At 67.4% G+C, this 12553-nt stretch carries 12 protein-coding genes; 11 read left to right on the forward strand and 1 reads right to left on the reverse strand.

All coding sequences use genetic code 11. The features are described 5' to 3' along the window. Positions 1-172: 172 nt before the first annotated feature. The 6 genes from FHS47_RS10970 (at position 173) to FHS47_RS10995 (ending at position 7134) form a co-directional block, all read left to right on the forward strand. On the forward strand, positions 173-1585 hold the full coding sequence (locus tag FHS47_RS10970; protein WP_167026946.1) for a substrate-binding domain-containing protein: 1413 nt from the start codon (positions 173-175) through the stop codon (positions 1583-1585). A gap of 233 nt (positions 1586-1818) precedes the next feature. Further along, positions 1819-2241, forward strand: a complete 423-nt coding sequence (locus tag FHS47_RS10975) for a prepilin-type N-terminal cleavage/methylation domain-containing protein (RefSeq protein WP_167026949.1) — start codon at positions 1819-1821, stop codon at positions 2239-2241. Further along, positions 2238-2900 carry a general secretion pathway protein GspJ gene (locus FHS47_RS10980; RefSeq protein WP_167026952.1) on the forward strand — a complete coding sequence of 221 codons (663 nt, stop codon included), beginning with the start codon at positions 2238-2240 and terminating at the stop codon, positions 2898-2900. Before FHS47_RS10975 ends, FHS47_RS10980 begins: the two co-directional genes overlap by 4 nt. Continuing rightward, positions 2897-3811 carry a type II secretion system protein GspK gene (locus tag FHS47_RS10985; RefSeq protein WP_167026955.1) on the forward strand — a complete coding sequence of 305 codons (915 nt, stop codon included), beginning with the start codon at positions 2897-2899 and terminating at the stop codon, positions 3809-3811. The genes FHS47_RS10980 and FHS47_RS10985 overlap by 4 nt, the downstream gene beginning before the upstream one ends. Positions 3812-3948: 137 nt before the next feature. Then, on the forward strand, positions 3949-4941 hold the full coding sequence (locus FHS47_RS10990) for a beta-propeller fold lactonase family protein (RefSeq protein ID WP_167026958.1): 993 nt from the start codon (positions 3949-3951) through the stop codon (positions 4939-4941). A 528-nt stretch (positions 4942-5469) separates the two neighbouring features. Further along, complete coding sequence (locus FHS47_RS10995; protein WP_167026961.1) at positions 5470-7134, forward strand: EAL domain-containing protein; 1665 nt, start codon at positions 5470-5472, stop codon at positions 7132-7134. Here the strand turns inward: FHS47_RS10995 and FHS47_RS11000 are convergent. Continuing rightward, positions 7131-7757 carry a hypothetical protein gene (locus FHS47_RS11000; protein WP_167026964.1) on the reverse strand — a complete coding sequence of 209 codons (627 nt, stop codon included), beginning with the start codon at positions 7755-7757 and terminating at the stop codon, positions 7131-7133. The genes FHS47_RS10995 and FHS47_RS11000 overlap by 4 nt on opposite strands. 162 nt (positions 7758-7919) lie before the next feature. On the opposite strand from FHS47_RS11000, the gene FHS47_RS11005 reads away from it, so the two are divergent. From FHS47_RS11005 to FHS47_RS11025, 5 genes are all read left to right on the forward strand, one after another. Beyond that, complete coding sequence (locus FHS47_RS11005) at positions 7920-9473, forward strand: YdiU family protein (protein ID WP_167026967.1); 1554 nt, start codon at positions 7920-7922, stop codon at positions 9471-9473. Between the two features lie 64 nt (positions 9474-9537). Next, on the forward strand, positions 9538-10596 hold the full coding sequence (locus FHS47_RS11010) for a methyltransferase (RefSeq protein WP_167026970.1): 1059 nt from the start codon (positions 9538-9540) through the stop codon (positions 10594-10596). Then, a complete protein-coding gene (locus FHS47_RS11015) occupies positions 10593-11291 on the forward strand; it encodes a pseudouridine synthase (RefSeq protein ID WP_167026974.1) in 699 nt (232 codons plus the stop codon). The genes FHS47_RS11010 and FHS47_RS11015 overlap by 4 nt, the downstream gene beginning before the upstream one ends. A gap of 85 nt (positions 11292-11376) precedes the next feature. Beyond that, on the forward strand, positions 11377-11907 hold the full coding sequence (gene sodC / locus FHS47_RS11020) for a superoxide dismutase family protein (RefSeq protein ID WP_167026977.1): 531 nt from the start codon (positions 11377-11379) through the stop codon (positions 11905-11907). A gap of 7 nt (positions 11908-11914) precedes the next feature. Continuing rightward, positions 11915-12547: an alpha-ketoglutarate-dependent dioxygenase AlkB gene (locus FHS47_RS11025; RefSeq protein WP_167026980.1), complete on the forward strand. Its 633-nt coding sequence runs from the start codon at positions 11915-11917 to the stop codon at positions 12545-12547. The last annotated feature ends 6 nt before the right edge of the window (positions 12548-12553 follow it).

Genomic DNA, 12553 nt, shown 5'->3' on the forward strand with positions numbered 1-12553 from the left:
CGGTGTTTCGCTGTCACGCCGCGTGTCATGAATGTGCTTTGTGCGAACGGCGCGTTAACCGTGTCATCGTTCTGGCATGTCGAAGGACATCGCCACGTCATGGGCAGGACAATTACGGGGCGAATACTCGTAAGGCCTCCAAGAAGGGGGTCTTACGACTAGGGGTAACACCATGTTCAAGCGTAATGCTATGGGGAACACCCGCGCCAAGCTCCTCGCTGGCGCCGTATTGATGACGCTCGGTCTGACGGCTGCCGGCGCAGCGATGAGCACCAACGTGGGCGGCGGCGGTGCGACGCTGCCGGCCGGTGGTTATGTCGGTTGGAATTTCACGACGTCGGGTGCCGTGTCGCCCGTCTTCTCCAGCAACGTGTCGGGCAAGCCGGGTTCGTCGGTGGACTCGACGTCGCTGATGGGTAACTGGGCCAGCACCAGCTCGCCGGCCAACAGCGTGTCGTACTGCCAGACGGGCAGCGGCGGCGGCAAGAAGATCTTCGACCATTCCGACGGCACGGCCACGTGGGGCGGCGCCGGTCAGGCCTGCACCGGCTCGGCGAGCGCGACCACCGGCTTCGGCGCGGATACCTCGGTCGTCGATCCGCACTTCGTGGGCAGCGATGCGCCCATGTCGCAGAACGAGTTCAACTGGTTCGGCAACGGCACCAACCTCGGCAACAAGGCGACCCAATACGGCCAGCCGTCGCAGTTCCCGGCGATCGTCGGTTCGGTCGCCATCGCGTTCAATAACCCCGACGTGGCTTCGCTCGATCTGGCCGATGCCGGCCTGTGCCGCATCTTCTCGGGCCAGGTCAGCAACTGGAACCAGCTTACCGCTTCCGACTTCAACACCGCTCCGTCGCTTCCGCTGCCGAGCCGCACGCTCGTCCTCGCCTACCGTGGCGATGGCAGCGGCACCACGTTCTCGCTCGCCAACCACCTCAGCACCGTCTGCACCTCGCTTCCGAGCGGCAAGTTCTTCCAGGCCGACCAGAGCTTCGCGACGGTCACCGCGCAGTTCACGCTGCCGGCCGGCTCCGTCGCCGGTCAGGGCAACCCGGGTGTGGTGAGCGCCATCAGCAGCACGCCGGGCGCCATCGGCTACGCCGAATCGGCCAACTTCAAGCACACCACCGTTTCGTCCACCACCCACGTGGCCAAGGTCAACGGCAAGGATCCGTATGCGGACCTGCCGGATGCCCTCACGTTCACGACGGTGGCCGTGGACAAGGTGATCAACGGCTGGAATGCCGCCGGCGGTAGCGTGATTCCGGGTACGCCGAAGGTCGACGCCCTCACCGGCGCCAGCACGGCCGGTTGCATGGTGATGGCCGATCCGTCCACGTACGCGAAGGGCGTGGGCACCAGCTATCCGATCCTCGCCGTGTCGAACCTGATCTTCAACCAGAAGGGTAACGGCAGCGACCTCGCCGCCGTGCGCGACCTGATGACCTACACCTACAACGCCACCCGCCGCGCGGGCGCCACGCTCGTCGGCAACCGTACCGCCACCGGTGGCGGCACGGGCTATGCCTTCGTCACCGCTCCGGCGGCGGCGGCGAAGATCAACACCTGCATCACCATCTGATCGCTTATCGATCGGACGATCACGGACGAGTCAGGGATGAACGGAAAGGGCCTTCGGGCCCTTTCTTTTCCGCTGCTCGTCGTCCCTGCGTAAGCAGGGACCCAGGGCCTCGGTTTCCGGCGAGCGACAAGGCTCTGGATTCCTGCTTTCGCAGGAATGACGAGAGTCTTCGGTCACGTCATCCGTACGAAACGTGCCGCGCCGTATGCTCGAACGAAGGAGGGGGGAATACGATGCGACAGTGGCGCGCGCAAGGATTCAGCCTATTGGAGACGCTGGCCGCGATGTTCCTGCTGGCGCTCTGTTTCGGCGCCCTGATGCAGGCCGCGGGAGCTTCGATGGCGTTGAACGCACGCGCCGCCGACTATACGCAGGCCTCGCTGTGGGCCAGCGGATTCCTCGATCGGCAGTTCGTCACCGAGTTTCCCTCGACGGGAACCCATGAAGGCCGCTTCGACGACATCTACCGATGGAAGATGACAGTCACCGAACCGCCGGCGGAGTCCGCGGTGCCGACCGTCACGCCGATGCGGCTGTATCGCATCGAGCTGACCGTCCAATGGAACGAGAAGGGCAAGGACACGTCCGCGCGCTTTTTCACGCAGCGTGCGGTATCGGAGCTTCCCCCGCGCGATCCCCCGCGGGGCGACTCATGACGAAGGTTTCGGGCTTCAGCCTGATGGAAACGCTGGCGGCGCTGGCCTTGCTCGCGCTCCTTCTGCTCGGCGTGTTCGCATCGTTGGATACCATCGCGCGTTCGACGCACAGCAGCCTCGCGGCCACGGAACGGCTCGACCAGATGAGGGCTGCGCAGAATTATCTGCGCAGGGCGCTGTCCGGCGCGCTTCCCTATCCCTGGGCGCTGGGGAAGGACAAGCAGGTCGTGGTATTCCGTGGAGACGGGCAAGGCGCCACCTTCGTCTCGCCCGGGCCGGGATATCTCGCGAACGAGGGACTCCAACTGCAGACGCTTTCGCTCGTCGGCGAGCCCGGCGATCAACGCCTGGTGATCGCCTTCGCACCGCTTCCCACGCGCAGCGGTGCCGGCGTGGTGCCGGCGTCGCCGGAGACACTGCTGGAACATATCGCGTCCGGTCGCATCGTTTACGGCGGAAGCGACGCGCACGGGCGCGTGCTTCCCTGGCGGACTTCCTGGTCCGACGAACAACGCATGCCAACGATGGTCGGGATCGAACTGACGCTTCGTCACGGACTTCGTTGGCCGACCTTCGTCGTGCCGCTGCGCATGGACCCGGGGGCCGTCAACGATCGCGAGGCGTATGTCCGTCTTGCCGCCACCGGAGCGACGCCGTGAGAGCGCCCCGCACCGTACGTGCGCAGCGCGGCGTCGCGCTACTCGTCGTGCTCTGGGGATGCACGCTCGCGGCGATCACGCTGGGTGCGCTGGCCAGTGGCGCGAAAGTGGAAGGCACGCAGGCCCGCGGGCAGTACCTGCAGACGAAGGGCATCTATGCGGCGGAAGCCGGGATCGAACAGGCGGCCTATCGTCTGCGCGCCCGCGAGGCGAGGCAGCGCTGGGCGGTGGATGGGCGCGCGTATCGCTTGCGCATCGACGATGTGGATGTCGCCGTTTCCATTGTGGACGAAGATGGAAAATTGAACCTCAACACGGCCACGCCCGAGCAGATAGGCGCATTGCTCCTGGCCGCCGGTGCCGGTCCGGCGGAAGCGACGCGGTGGCGTGACGCCATCGTTCGCTGGGGAGGCGGCGGGGAACGCTTTGCGGACAGTCTGCTGGCCAAAGGCGGCTTCGCCAGCCTCGAGGAACTGCGCCGGGTACCGGGCTTGCCCGGCGCCATCGCCGACCGCGTGGAACCCGGACTGACATTGTGGTCCACCTCGGGCCCGAACCTGGCGCACGCGCCGGCGGTCGTCGTGGCGGCCATGACGGGGACCGGGCGCGAACTCGCCGAGGCGTATGTCGCCGATGTGCGGGCCATGGATCCGGAGCACGGCGGACTTCCGCCCGTGCCCGGTCGCGCCGAGGGTACGGTGGCGTCGCTGCCGTCCAGCGGAACGGTCACCGTCACCTCGACGGCAACGCTGGGTGACGGCGTGGTCGTGCGTATCGATGCAACGCTCGCGTTGCAGAACGCGCCCGGCGATCCGCGTGCGTACCGCGTGCTTCGCTGGCGCGAGTCGCGCGCCCTCGAAGAGGCCATGGACGTCGGCGGCGCCGGTGTTTCCGTTGCCGCACGTCGATAGAGGAGGTCTTCAAAACGTCATGCAGGCGGATATATGGACATCGCCAAACCGTCACCGCGCGGGAATACGGTCTGCTCGCGCGCTTGGGAACGGACCAGGCGCTTGTAGCGCTCTCCATCCATGACCGAGGTACTCGCATGACGATCCAACAATCGCCGTTCCGCAACGGCCGGCTCGCGTCCGCGGCACGTTGCGCCCTTCCTCTGCTCGTTGCCGGCGTGGCCTTGCCGGCATCGGCCGCGCACAACAACCACGCCTATGTCGTGAATCAGGGCAGCAACACCGTGTCGGTGATCGACATGGCCACCAACGGCGTCACCGCCACGATCACCGTGGGCTTCACACCGGTGGCCGCTGCCGTCAGCCCGGACGGCAAGCGAGTTTATGTGGTCAACAGCCAGGCAGAAACGGTGTCCGTGATCGACGCCGCCACGAACGTCGTGGCCGCCGAGGTGAAGGTCGGCACGACGCCGGCCGCCGTAACGGTGGGCGCGGATGGCGCGAAGGTATACGTGGCGAATTCCGGCGACAACACCGTGTCGGTGATCGACGCCGCCAGGAACACGGTGGCGTCCAGCATCCCGGTGGGCAGCACGCCGCTCAGCATCGCCGCCGGTCCCCTCGGTGCCCGCGTCTATACCGGCAACATCGGCGACGGCACGGTGTCCGTGATCGACACGCGCGCGGGCCGCACAGTGGCCAAGGTGCAGGTGAACGGCGTTCCCTTCGGTCTTGGCATCGGCCCGTTCGGTGCGCGCCTTTACGCTCCCGATATCGCTTCGAACACCGTAACCGTGGTGGATACGTTGAAAAACACGGTGGCCGGCTCGTTCACGGCGGGCAACGGCGCGTACGACGTCGCGACCAGCCTCGTCGGTACCCCGGTCTACGTGACCAACTTCGCCGATAACACGCTTTCGGTGATCGAACCGCTCAGCAGGAAGACGCTCGCCACGGTGACCGTGGGCAACTCGCCCGAATCCGTCGCGGTCAGCCGCTCGACCGGGCGCGTCTATGTCACGAACACGGGATCGAACGACGTTTCCGTGCTCGACCCCTTCACCAACAAGGTGATCGCCACGGTAGCCGTCGGCAACTCGCCGGCCGCCGTTGCCACGCAGCCCGAGTAACCGCATTCCAAGACGGGGACGAAAGGGCCCGGGAGGGCCCTTTCTTTTGGATCTTCGCGCATTTTCCGGGGACCGCAGCTTCGTTGCTTGCAGTGCGTGGCGTGACGTCGTTATGTTCGGTCTACGGCGACCGTCCGCACTGGAGTCGCTGGGTGCCTGCCTTCGCAGGCACGACGATATGGCGGCAAGAAAACCCGGCATCGATGCCCACGACATACGAGTACCCGGTGCTTTGTGTGGGAGCCGGCTACGCCGGCGATCCCGCGGCAGCGGGCCAGCTTGCCGCGAGCACCCATCGCCGCTGAAGCGGCTCCCACACAAGCGAAGCGGCTCCTACCAGAGCGCGACGCGACGGTATCGCAGCGTCACCACCTACCGTCGTGCCTGCGAAAGCAGGCACCCAGCGCCTCGGTCGACAAGATGCGAGAACAGCCATTGGCTCTTGCTCCGGCTCTCCCAACACGCGGCGATCACGGAGGGCGTCGCAGATTGGCCCGGAGTGACTTTCGCGACGGGGAGGGGGCTCCTGTGATCCATGATCTCGGCACGTGGTCGAAAGTGCTGGAACTGATGCCCACGGCGATGTTCGTGCGCGATGCCGCGCACCGCTGGGTTTTCGTGAACCGGATCGGCTGCGAAAGCTTCGGCGTATCCGCCGCGGATGTCCTGGGGAAGCGGGACGACGAGCTGTTCGCGCCGGACCAGGCCGCGCGGTTCGCCGCCGGCGACGATGTGGCGCTGCGCAGCCACGAGGTCGTGGAAACCGAAGAGACCGTCACGGACGTGCAGGGACGGGTCCGCACCCTCCTGACGCGGAAGACGAGCATCGACCTGGATGGCTCGCCCCACGTGCTGGCCGCGGTCACCGATATCACCGAACTGCGCGAAACCGAGGCCCAGGTGCGTTGGCTCGCCTGTCACGATGCCCTGACCGGGCTGGCGAACCGCACCGCCCTGTTTGGGAAGCTGGATGCGGCCATCGGGCGGGCCGCCGGGGGCGGTGGCATGGCCATGTTGTTCTACCTCGACCTGGATGGCTTCAAACGCGTCAACGATACGTACGGCCATCACGCGGGCGATGAGCTGCTGGTGGAGTTCGGCGCGCGACTGCGTGGGCTGGTCAGGGCGACCGACACCGTGGCCCGCATCGGTGGCGACGAATTCGCCGTGCTCGTGGAAGATGCCGCCGAACTCGACGTACCGGCCATGGCGGAGCGCATGCTCATCCTGGCATCCATGCCGTTCGATGTGACGTCGAGCAAGGCGTTCATCGGAACGTCGGTGGGCATCGTCCCCGTCGACGCCCATGCCGTGGCATCGGGCGAGATGGCGCGCAAGGCCGACAGCGCCCTGTACGAGGCGAAACGCGGACGCAACCGTTATGTCGTGTATACCGACGAACTCGACTCCGCGCTTGCCCACCGCCGCGGCGTGGAACTGGCCCTGCGCGACGCCTTGCGCACGGGCGAAGGCCTTGCGTGCCATTACCAGCCCCTGGTGAGGGCGGCCGACGGCAAGGTGGTCGGTGTGGAGGCGCTGGCCCGCTGGATGCATCCCCAATTGGGATCCGTGCCGCCGGTGCAGTTCATCGCGGTGGCCGAGGAGACGGGCCTTATCGGTACGCTCGGCGAATGGATACTGCGCGAGGCCTGCGCCAGGCTCGCCCCACTCGAAGGTGTATTCGTGGCGGTGAACGTGAGCGCGGTGCAACTGCGCGACGACCGCTTCGCGGACATGGTGTTCGACGCGCTGGCCACTTGCGGCATGCCCGCGCAGCGGCTCGAACTGGAGATAACCGAGACGGCCATCGTCAACGCCGATGCGGCGACCGTGCGTTTGTTGAAGCGCCTGCGCCGCGCCGGGGTGCGCATCTCGCTGGACGATTTCGGCACGGGCTATTCGAGCCTGACGCTGCTGAAAGACCTCGACGTCGACAAGGTGAAGATCGACCGGTCCTTCGTGCAGATGGCGCCCACGGCAGACGACTCGGCGGCGATCGTCAGGGCCGTGTCCAACCTCGGCGCCGCGCTGGGTCTTCGCGTCGTGGCGGAAGGCGTGGAGACGGAACAGCAGCGTCTCTTTCTAAGGGAGGCCGGTTGCGATGAACTACAGGGCTATCTTTTCTCCGAAGCCGTGACGGAGGACCGCATCGAGTCGATCCTCGGCGGTTTCACAGAGGTAGCCGGCGTTTAATCCGCCGTATACGCACCGGCCGGCATGGGCCAGGTGCGGCGGAGATCGGGCATGCCCGGCATGGTGGTGGGTTGCGGCAGCGGCAGGGGCATGCGCAGGCCGGGCAGGCCGCCGGTGGCATCGCCCACGATCGCGATGACGCAGCCGCCGCTCTCCTTCGATGTGCCGAAGGAAAGCCTTCCCCAGGGCATCTGCATGACCAGGTAGCGATTGGGCAGCATCGACGGGGCAGCCGGCAGGGCCGTCTCCGACGACGGGGCGTGGAAAGTGGTGTCGAGCGCCGAGCGCTGGAAGCAGGGCTGCTGTTCGAGCTGGATGGAGGTGAAGCGGACGATGGGTACGTCGCCGCCTTCCTCGATGCCTCGCGCCTCGAGGGCACTGACCCTGAAACCGTCGCGCGTGACGAAAGGCATGCTGCGAACGATCTGCGGCGGGGCGTCGGCGGTCGGGTGAAGCCCACCCGGCACCTTCTGCGACAGCGCGTCCATGGCGTTGGGCAGCGTGCCCATGGTCGCGTTGATGATCTCGACCAGGGTCTTGTCGCTGCGGGGCACGCTCACGGGCTCGGCCCCCGCGGACAGCGTCGGGAGCGCAAGCAGGGCCAGGGAGCGGAGGAGGCGCATGGGTTCGAGGTCGAATGGGCAGGAGGATGCTCTTGTTCGGAGCCTCCCTAGTTTGCACGAGTTCAAAGCCCGTGGCCTGGGCCGGATGGCCCGAACCTGCCGGACGCCTTGCAACGGGACGGCGCTGGCCGGATATCGTGGGGGATCGCCTATGGAATGCCCATGACCGCACTGCGCTTCGACAACACCTTCGTTCGCGAACTTCCGGCCGATCCGGACACGGCGAACGTGCCCAGACAGGTAACGGGTGCAGCATTTTCCTGGGTGGACCCCACGGCCGTGCCAGAGCCGGCGATCGTCGCGGTGTCGGACGACGTGGCGTCGATGCTGGGCGTCTCCGCCTCGGCGCCGGATTTTGCGCAGGTGTTCGCCGGTAACGCGCGTTGGCCTGGCATGACCGGCTACGCCATGGCCTATGGCGGACACCAGTTCGGGCACTGGGCGGGCCAGCTTGGCGACGGCCGCGCCATCGGTCTCGGCGAAGTGCTCACCGAGCGCCACGGGCGGCAGGAACTCCAGCTGAAAGGGGCGGGGCGCACGCCTTACTCGCGCGGGGCCGACGGCCGCGCGGTACTGCGCTCGTCGATCCGCGAGTTCCTTTGCAGCGAGGCCATGCACCATCTGGGCATCCCCACCACGCGCGCGCTGTGCCTGGTGGCCACCGGAGAGGCCGTCGTGCGGGACGTGATGTACGACGGGCATCCCGCGCCCGAGCCGGGCGCCATCGTATGCCGCGTGGCGCCATCGTTCATCCGCTTCGGTTCCTTCGAACTGCCGTCGTCGCGCGGCGAAACCGATCTGCTGCGGCGGCTGGTGGATTTCACCCTCGCCGTGCACTTCCCCGAGGCGGCGGCATTGCCCGCCGAGGAGGGCTATGCCGCGTTCTTCGCCGAAGTCTGCGAGCGCACCGCGGTGTTGATGGCGCACTGGATGCGGGTGGGGTTCGTGCACGGCGTGATGAACACCGACAACATGTCGATACTCGGACTCACCATCGACTACGGTCCGTATGGCTGGATCGACGACTTCGATCCGGACTGGACGCCGAATACCACCGACCGCACGCACCGGCGCTACCGCTTCGGGCAACAGCCGCAGGTGGGTTACTGGAACCTCCAGCGGCTGGCGCAGGCGTTGTCCCCACTGTTCGCGGACGTGGCGCCGCTGCAGGCGGGGCTGAACCGCTACGTGGAAACTTTCGAGGCCACGGACGCCGCGTTCTCCGCGGCGAAACTGGGCCTCGCGAGGCAGATGCCCGGCGACGAGGAGCTGGTGTCCGACCTGCGCGGCCTGTTGCGGGCCGGTGGCATGGACATGACCCTTTTCTATCGCGATCTTGCCACGCTGGACCTCGCTTCGCCGCACGTGGACAGCGTGGCCGCCGCCTTCTACGAGGACGCCGGCCGCGCGACCGTGGAGGAACCGCTCTCGGCCTGGCTGCGCCGCTATGCCGCGCGCGTGCGCGCCGACGAGTCGGCGGAAGAAAGCCGGTTGTTGCTGATGCGCGCCGGCAATCCGCGTTACGTGCTGCGCAATTACCTGGCCCAGCAGGCCATCGACAGGGCAGAGCAGGGCGACGATTCGGGTATCCACGAATTGCTCGACACGCTCCGGCGGCCCTATGACGAACAACCGGGACGAGAGCACCTGGCGGGACGGCGTCCGGATTGGGCGCGGGAACGCGTGGGCTGCTCCATGCTTTCCTGCAGCAGCTGATCGAACGTCCCCGGCATCCCTGGGCTAGAATCGTCGGTCCCGTTTTCCGCAGAGGCCTTTCGCGTTGTCCGCCGGTTCCGCTTCCGATGCCGCCCTCGATGCGCTCTTCGTGCCGTTCGCCGCGGGCGAACTGAAGCTCCCCGCGGATGGCCAGATCCTCATCCTCCGCGCGCGCGACGGGTTCGCGCTGCGCGAGCGCCGTCGCCCGGGCTGGATCCTGCAGCAGTCGTTCAAGCCGGCGGCGGATGCGCTGGCGCGATCCGGATTCACGGTGCTGCCGGAGGTTCCGGAAGGCCACTTCCCTGTGGTGATGGTGCTGCCGACGCGCCAGCGCGAGGAGTCGCGTGCGCTTTTTGCGCAGGCCCTGTCGCTTGTCGGCAACGACGGCATCGTGGTCGCAAGCGTACCGAATGCGGAGGGCGCCAAGACCGCGGAGGCCGACCTGGCGCGCCTCGCCGGTGGCGTGGCCTGCCTCTCGAAACACAAATGTCGCGTGTTCTGGACCGCGTCGGGCAGCACGCCAGACGGCGCCTTGCTTGCCGAATGGCTTGCGCTGGACGCGCCCACGCGAACGCTCGACGGACGCTTTGCGACGCGGCGCGGCCTTTTCGCATGGGATCGCGTGGATACCGCGTCGGTCCTCCTTGCCGATGCATTGCCCGCGACGCTCGCGGGCCGCGTGGCAGACCTCGGCGCGGGGTTCGGCTATCTCGCCTGCGAACTTCTCGCGCGTTGTAGCGGCGTGACGGCGGTGGATCTCTACGAAGCGGAAGGGCGTGCGCTCGAACCCGCCCGCGCCAACCTCGACGCGGCCATGGCGCGCGCCGGCCGCACGGTGGCCGCGAGCGTGCGCTGGCACGACGTCACCCACGGCATCGATACCGGCTACGACGCCATTGTGGCCAATCCGCCGTTCCACCAGGGGCGGGCCGACGACCCGTCGCTGGGCCGCGCCTTCATCGCGGCTGCGGCCGCCGGGCTGGCCGGTCACGGCAGTTTCTGGATGGTGGCGAACCGCCACCTCGCTTACGAATCCACCCTCGACGCCTGTTTCGCGAGCGTGCGAACGGTTGTCGAGCGCGACGGCTTCAAGGTTGTCGAAGCCAGGGAACCCCGCCGATGAAGCTCGTACGCCTCCTGGCTAACCTCGGTTATGGCAGCCGCAAGCAGGTTGCCGCGATGTTCCGCGAAGGGCTGGTGACCGACGCCGCCGGCGAGGTGCTCTATGCCGACGACAAGGTCGATCACGCCGACGTGCGCTTCGACGGCGAGCCGCTCGATCCGCCGCAAGGCATGCTGCTGATGCTCAACAAGCCGACGGGCTACACCTGTTCCCGCAAGGACGTGGGCCGGCTCGTCTACGACCTGTTGCCACCGCGCTTCGCGCTGCGTAATCCGGTCCTCTCCACGGTGGGCCGGCTCGACCGCGACACGTCCGGCCTTCTCTTGTTCACCGACGACGGCCAGCTATTGCACCGGATCATTTCGCCGAAGGCGTCGGTCAGCAAGGTGTACGACGCCACCCTTGCCGCGGACCTGCGCGGCGACGAGGCCGCCACATTCGCGGCGGGAACCCTGATGCTCGAAGGCGAGACCACGCCGTTGGAACCGGCCTCCATGGACGTGCTGGGCCCGCGCCGCGTCCGTCTTACCCTCACCGAAGGCCGCTACCACCAGGTTCGCCGCATGTTCGCCGCGGTGGGGAACCACGTAGAAACCCTGGAACGCGTGGCGCTGGGTGGCCTGACGCTCGACGGCTTGCCAAGCGGCGAGTGGCGACTGTTGACGGCCGCGGACACCGCCCGCATTTTCGCGTAGCGCCATTGCCCGGGGCGGCTCGTGCTGGACGCTTCACGACCCTGGGTGCAGTATCGGGATTCCTCGAATACCTAAGGAGTGCACGATGAATCGTATTGCCGTTGCCATGGCCGGGCTGCTCGTCTGCGCCGGTGCGCAGGCCGCCGACAAGAGCGTGACCGTGCCGATGAACATGGTGAGCGCGACGGGCTCGGGTGCGTCCGTGGGCACGGTCACGGTGACCGAAAGCGCGGGTGGCCTCGTGTTTACCCCGAACCTCAAGGGGCTGCCTCCGGGCGAGCACGGCTTCCACCTGCACGAGAAACCAAGCTGCGATCCGGGCGAGAAGGACGGCAAGAAGGGTGCCGCGCTGGCCGCGGGCGGTCATTACGACCCCGCGCACACCGGCAAGCACGAAGGTCCGGAATCCGCCGCGGGCCACGAAGGCGACCTGCCGAAGATCACCGTCGGTGCGGATGGCACGGATACCACGGCGGTTACCGCGCCGCGCCTGAAGTCCCTCGCCACCCTCAAGGGCCACGCCCTCATGATCCACGCCGGCGGCGACAACTATTCCGACAAGCCCGAAGCACTGGGTGGCGGCGGCGCGCGCATCGCCTGCGGCGTCGTCAAGTAAGGACGCGATGTCCCAGGCCGGCCTCTTCGGTACGGAGCCGCTCGTGATCGTCGACGACGAGCACGGGCGCTTCGCTTACGAGCCCGCCCTGGTCGGGCCGGAAAAGGCGGCAGCATGGTTCGCCACGCTGCTGGCCGACATTCCCTGGGAGGCGCAGCGGCGATCGATGTACGGGCGCGAAGTGGATGTGCCGCGGCTGGTGCAGCACTACGCGCTGGACGAGCCCGGCTTGCCGCCGGTGCTCGGCGAGGCGGCCCGCGAGGTGATCGCACATACGGGCGTTCGGTTCACCTCCGTGGGGCTCAACCTGTATCGGGACGGCCGCGACAGCGTGGCACCGCATAACGATCATCTCGAGGAGCTGACGGAAGGCGAGCCCATCGCACTGCTGTCGCTCGGCGCGACACGGCGCATGGCCCTGCGCGAACGGGAGGCGCCGAAACGCGCGTTCGACATCGACATGGAGCCGGGCAGCCTGCTCACGATGAGCTACGCCACCCAGTTCCACTATGACCATGGCATTCCGAAGACGCGCTCGGCCGTGGGCCCGCGCATCAGCCTCGCCTTCCGCGTGCGGCCGGGTGGCAAGGCGGGTGGACGCCGCTACGTCAGCAAGCGGTCGACGCCCCAGGGCCCCTAGCGCCCG

Origin of the sequence: Luteibacter sp. SG786 (assembly GCF_011759605.1) — a bacterium.
GTDB lineage: Bacteria > Pseudomonadota > Gammaproteobacteria > Xanthomonadales > Rhodanobacteraceae > Luteibacter.